The organism is Sphaerospermopsis reniformis, from assembly GCF_005402885.1.
Lineage (GTDB): Bacteria > Cyanobacteriota > Cyanobacteriia > Cyanobacteriales > Nostocaceae > Sphaerospermopsis > Sphaerospermopsis kisseleviana.
On sequence record NZ_BJCE01000306.1, the window covers coordinates 1 to 5,260 of the forward strand.

The 5,260-nt window shown below is 34.8% G+C and carries 5 protein-coding genes; all 5 read left to right on the top strand.

Going from position 1 to position 5,260, the window contains the following annotated elements; all coding sequences use genetic code 11:
* Window positions 1-249: 249 nt before the first annotated feature.
* The gene (locus FFR48_RS24995) at window positions 250-819 is read left to right on the top strand and encodes a hypothetical protein (protein WP_137669232.1); all 570 of its coding nucleotides are present in this window, start codon (window positions 250-252) and stop codon (window positions 817-819) included.
* 253 nt (window positions 820-1,072) lie between these two features.
* A complete protein-coding gene (gene ahcY / locus FFR48_RS25000) occupies window positions 1,073-2,350 on the top strand; it encodes an adenosylhomocysteinase (RefSeq protein ID WP_137669233.1) in 1,278 nt (425 codons plus the stop codon).
* 133 nt (window positions 2,351-2,483) lie between these two features.
* Window positions 2,484-3,572 (top strand): AAA family ATPase, encoded by a 1,089-nt coding sequence (locus tag FFR48_RS25005; protein WP_137669234.1) that lies wholly within the window; start codon window positions 2,484-2,486, stop codon window positions 3,570-3,572.
* Complete coding sequence (locus FFR48_RS25010; protein ID WP_137669235.1) at window positions 3,565-4,251, top strand: DUF3226 domain-containing protein; 687 nt, start codon at window positions 3,565-3,567, stop codon at window positions 4,249-4,251. Before FFR48_RS25005 ends, FFR48_RS25010 begins: the two co-directional genes overlap by 8 nt.
* A 135-nt stretch (window positions 4,252-4,386) precedes the next feature.
* Entirely contained in the window at window positions 4,387-5,151 is a 765-nt protein-coding gene (locus FFR48_RS25015) for a hypothetical protein (RefSeq protein WP_137669236.1), read from the top strand.
* The last annotated feature ends 109 nt before the right edge of the window (window positions 5,152-5,260 follow it).

Sequence of the window (5,260 nt, forward strand, 5' to 3'; positions counted from 1 at the left end):
GCATTTTTTCCGGGCTATACTAACAGTAACTATCTCTAGCCCTGATGATTACGTCAAGTCTGGCTGAAATGAGAACATCCTCAAAGCCATACACAGACTGCCTTTTTAATTTTCGGACAGGTCTAGTCTATAAACATCCTTCTCGATTAGGCTGGGAAAGTACATACATAAAAACACTTTTTACTGATAACCCGCGTATATTGGTTAGTCCTGAAGTGGTGGCAGAAGCAAAAATGGTAGATGTATTGTTTGAACCTGACATCAATAAATCTAGGACATCCTTGGGACTATTGGGAGAATTTACTTCAAATCCGTGTATTATTTCACCTCTACGCTGCACAACAGCTTATCTGGGAATTACGAACTTGTCTCAGTCATTTTTTAACATGGACAAGTGAAGCTGATGGTAAGATTATTCCTGTCAATGAAACTTTAAAAGATACAGATCAGGAAGAATCAAAAGAAGAAGATAATAAAACTCAATTGATCATCTTCCCCTCTATTTTCCCTGACCATTTTCGAGGATTTGGAATTAAATCATCTAATATTCCAGGTGTTTATAATTTACCTGCAATTTTTTGTACTACTATTGTTGTTACCAGTGAATTGCCTATAGATGTTTCAACTTTATGGCTGAGGATTTTAGGACGCGGAAAAACTCAAAGACAGGCAATAATGGAACTTTTTAACTCAGGTATTGATGATCCACTTTATACTTTAGCTCGGCAGCAGTTACAACAATGGTATCAATTTTTATTACCAGGTGACATGGGTAAGGAATCTCAGCTATTGATGCAAACTTTGGCTTCATTGATTTAATCAAATCTACTCACTGCTAAGTAGCTGGTCATAATTCAATATAAAATGTGGGATGGGCATACTTCGATAAACTCAGTACAAGTCTTGCCCGTCAACAGGCTAGAAGCCTGTTCCACTATCTAGCAATGAAAAATTACCTTTGCTGATCAATCGGGAATGAGTATTTACCGGAAAATATGGCTACTTGTCAGAAAATATTGTTAAAGTACGTAAAGGTTTATCAACCTGTTGCATTTTTTAGAGGATAATTTTCATGACCGCAACCGCTCCCAGATTAAAGCACGAGGTTAAAGACCTCGCTCTCGCTCCCTTGGGAAGACAACGTATTGACTGGGCTGGCCGGGAAATGCCAGTATTAAAGCAAATTCGCGATCGCTTTGAGAAAGAAAAGCCTTTTGCTGGTTTGCGCTTAGTTGCTTGCGCCCACGTTACCACCGAAACCGCCCATTTGGCGATCGCCTTAAAAGCGGGTGGTGCTGATGCAGTTTTAATTGCCAGTAACCCCTTATCAACTCAGGATGACGTGGCTGCTTGTTTAGTCACAGATTATGAAATTCCTGTATTTGCGATGAAAGGCGAAGATGCGGAAACCTATAGCCGCCACGTGCAAATCGCTTTAGATCATCGTCCTAACATTATTATTGATGACGGTAGTGATGTAGTAGCCGAATTGGTTCAACACCGTCAAGATCAAATTAAAGATTTAATTGGTACAACCGAAGAAACCACCACCGGTATTGTCCGTTTACGCGCCATGTTGGCTGATGGTGTGTTAACCTTCCCCGCGATGAACGTTAACGACGCAGACACCAAGCACTTCTTTGATAACCGCTACGGTACTGGTCAATCTACCTTAGACGGCATTATCCGCGCTACAAACATTTTGCTGGCTGGTAAAACCATTGTAGTAGCTGGTTATGGCTGGTGTGGTAAAGGTACTGCTTTACGTGCGCGTGGTTTGGGTGCTAACGTTATCGTTACCGAAATTGACCCCATTAAGGCTATTGAAGCGGTAATGGATGGTTTCCGGGTATTACCCATGTCTGAAGCTGCATCTCAGGGTGACTTGTTTATTACTGTGACTGGTAACAAGCACGTAGTCCGGGGTGAACACTTCGATGTCATGAAAGATGGGGCGATCGTTTGTAACTCTGGTCACTTTGATATTGAGTTAGATTTGAAATACTTAGCAAGTCAAGCTAAGGAAATCAAGACTGTAAGACCTTTCACAGAGCAGTATATTCTCAACAGTGGTAAATCTGTGATTGTACTGGGTGAAGGTCGTTTAGTTAACCTCGCTGCTGCGGAAGGACATCCTAGCGCGGTGATGGATATGAGTTTTGCAAACCAAGCGTTAGCTTGTGAATACCTCGTGAAGAATAAGGGTAAGTTAGCACCTGGTTTGTATTCTATTCCTACTGAGGTTGATCAAGAAATTGCTCGTTTGAAGTTGCAAGCGTTGGGTATTGCAATTGATAGTTTGACTGCTGATCAGGTTGAGTATATCAATTCTTGGCAGTCTGGAACTTAATTTATTAGTAAAACCCATAACCCGACAGGGAATTAATTCCCTGTCTATAAAATGTAGGGGTTTAGCAATTGGTGTCAACTTAACGTCAAACCGATAACCCAACTGGGAATGATCACATAGTATGGAGGTTACAGTGATTAAAAATATTAGGATTAAAAATTTTAGATATTTTGAGGAATTAGAAATATCTGGTTTCGAGAAAATTAATTTAATTAGTGGAAAAAATAATATTGGTAAAACTGCATTATTAGAAGCATTATTTCTTAATAGTAAACCAAGACCAGATACTATTTTTTTACTAAGACAAATAAGAAGAGAATCATCAAAGTTTAGACAATCTTTACCAGAAAATACCTGGAATTACTTCTTTTTTGAAGAAAATAAAAATAATCCAATAGAGATTGAAGCTATCCTAGAAAATGATTCATCCAAAAAAATTGAAGTATTTGTAGATGAATCTGTCCAAAATTTAGAAGATACATATCAACAGGATAATAATGATGATAACGAAAAACTTATCAGTCTTTTTTCAGGAAGTGAGTCTGTAAAATCTGTAATGCACCTAAAAACAACAATTAATAATGGAGAAGCATTTGAAACATTAATCATGTCTAGTGTTAAGGGTATTATAGCCAGAGATATTAAAGTTCCTGATATTAAAGATGCTTTTTTTATCCCCTCCTTCTTAAGAGTTGGCAGCAGGGAATTGGCAGAGGAATTTGATAAATCTCGTTTAAAAGATAAAGATCAAGAACTTCTCAGCACCTTTCAAGTTATCGATCCTGCTATTATTAGTATAGAGACAATGACTATTGGTGAAGGAAATATTTGGGTGAAGAAAGAAGGAAAAAAAAGGTTGCCTTTAGCTTTGTTTGGTGATGCCATAAATCGTATTGCGGATATTATTTTAAGGATTGTGAATAATGAGAATAGTATTATATTAATTGATGAGATAGAAAATGGTATTCATCACTCAAATCAAGTTGCTTTTTGGAGTATTTTGTACAGATTAGCTAGGGAGTTAAACATACAAATATTTGCTACAACTCACAGTTTAGAAATGATTAAATCTTTTATTGAAGCTGGTGCTGAGTATGAAAATATGGCTGCTCATTTTGAGTTAACTAGAAATGTGAAAACTGGTAAAATAGTTGCTATTAAGAGAGATTTAGATACTTTAGAGTATGGTATAAGTCACAATAAGGAGGTCAGAGGTGAGTAGCAATATTTTGATTGTAGAAAGTAAAAATGATCAATATTTTTTACAAGCAATTATTCGTTACCTTAATTTTAATATAGAAGTTGCTCCTGCGATTATGATTTCGGAGGACGATTATAAATCAATGAAAGGGTTAGATCCTAAAAAGCTCAAAGAAGCTCTTTATGATTTAAAAGCGGATATACAAAAAGGTAAAGTTGAACGAATAGGTATTGTTATTGATATTGATGATAAACAAGAAATTGAGAGAATTAATTTTGTTAATGATTGCATTCAAGCAGTTTTTCCACGAACACAATTATTGACAAAAATTAATAATTTTGTGGATATAAATTTTGATAGTTTTAATTTTCAACTAGCTTGTTACTTTACGAATGTTAATGGAGAAGGAGAGTTGGAAACAGTTTTAAAAACGATTAAGAAAGAAAATTCGATTTATGCTGACTGCTTAGAAAGTTGGAAAGATTGTTTAGAAAGTCATGGAAAAAAAATCAAAATTAAGGATTTTAATAAATTTTGGGTTTCTATGTATTTAAGATTTGATACTTGTTCAAATAAGGAAAAAAAGCAAGCCGAAAAAAAATGTAGTTTTGAATATGCAATGTCCAATAAATCAGAAATATGGGATTTTGAACATCCTATATTAAATGATTTGAAGGCTTTTTTGCAGATGTTTAGTTAATTAATCTATATTTTTTGGTAATGTATTTATTGCTAATCTGGTGTATTAACTTGTATTAATAAAGTTTCTTAATTATATTAATTTATCAAGATTTGAAATAATTTAATCACTTATCTAATACTGGAGAATTATCTTATGATCCTAAATTTTAATTTACCAATTTCCATTCCCCCTGATGTAATTTTAGAGTGGCAAAACGGGATAAATGATGGAATTGCAACTAATAAATGGTGGCAATCACTTACAAAAGATCAGCAAAAATTGCTGCTAGAAAAATGTTTGGTTTTCTTGCAGCAACAAAAAATTAAAGAATCTAAAATAGACAGTAAATCAATTGTTTCCAGTCTTATACAACTTTCAAAAAGTGCTGGGGAGTTAGAACTATTTCAAGATGCCAAAAATCGTTTTGTACTTTCCGGTAGAATTGATCGCAATTTGTATGGTATCCGGGGTAAATGCTATTCTCAATCTCCCGAATTTGTTGGGAGTATGTGTAACGAATTTCTTGGAGGCTATTTAGAAACAAGCAGTAATCATGAACATGGACAAAAAACTGTTGATGTTATTTGTTGTGCTTTGAATGCACTTCCTGGAATTACTGCGGCTCAAACTCCATCTGATAGTGTCGCTGATGTTGGTTTACGATGGGATGTAATAATTCAATGGAATGATTGCTATTTTCCTATACAAGTTAAAAGTAGTTTTATTGGAATAGAAAAGGCTTTAGAAACAGGCAAGTTAGGAAATTATGCTCAAGAAAAGATAGACAAACTGTATCTTCAGTCTGATAAACTAGCAGCAGAATACATAAAAAAAGCAAGTAAATACTCTCAGCAAGAAATGACACATCACAAAGCATATATTAAAAGTCGCCAAGAAAATCAGGGGAAACGCATCTAAATTATCTTGACAAAATATCATATTAGTGAATCAAGATGAAAAAAATATCTACTTTCATTCAAAATCTGATTAATTCCTTTATTAATATCCTAAAAGTTGAATAAATTGA

Excerpts from the sequence above, each read along its gene's own strand:
- ahcY (WP_137669233.1), top strand. The coding sequence starts at position 1,073 with ATGACCGCAACCGCTCCCAGATTAAAGCACGAGGTTAAAGACCTCGCT.
- FFR48_RS25015 (WP_137669236.1), top strand. The coding sequence starts at position 4,387 with ATGATCCTAAATTTTAATTTACCAATTTCCATTCCCCCTGATGTAATT.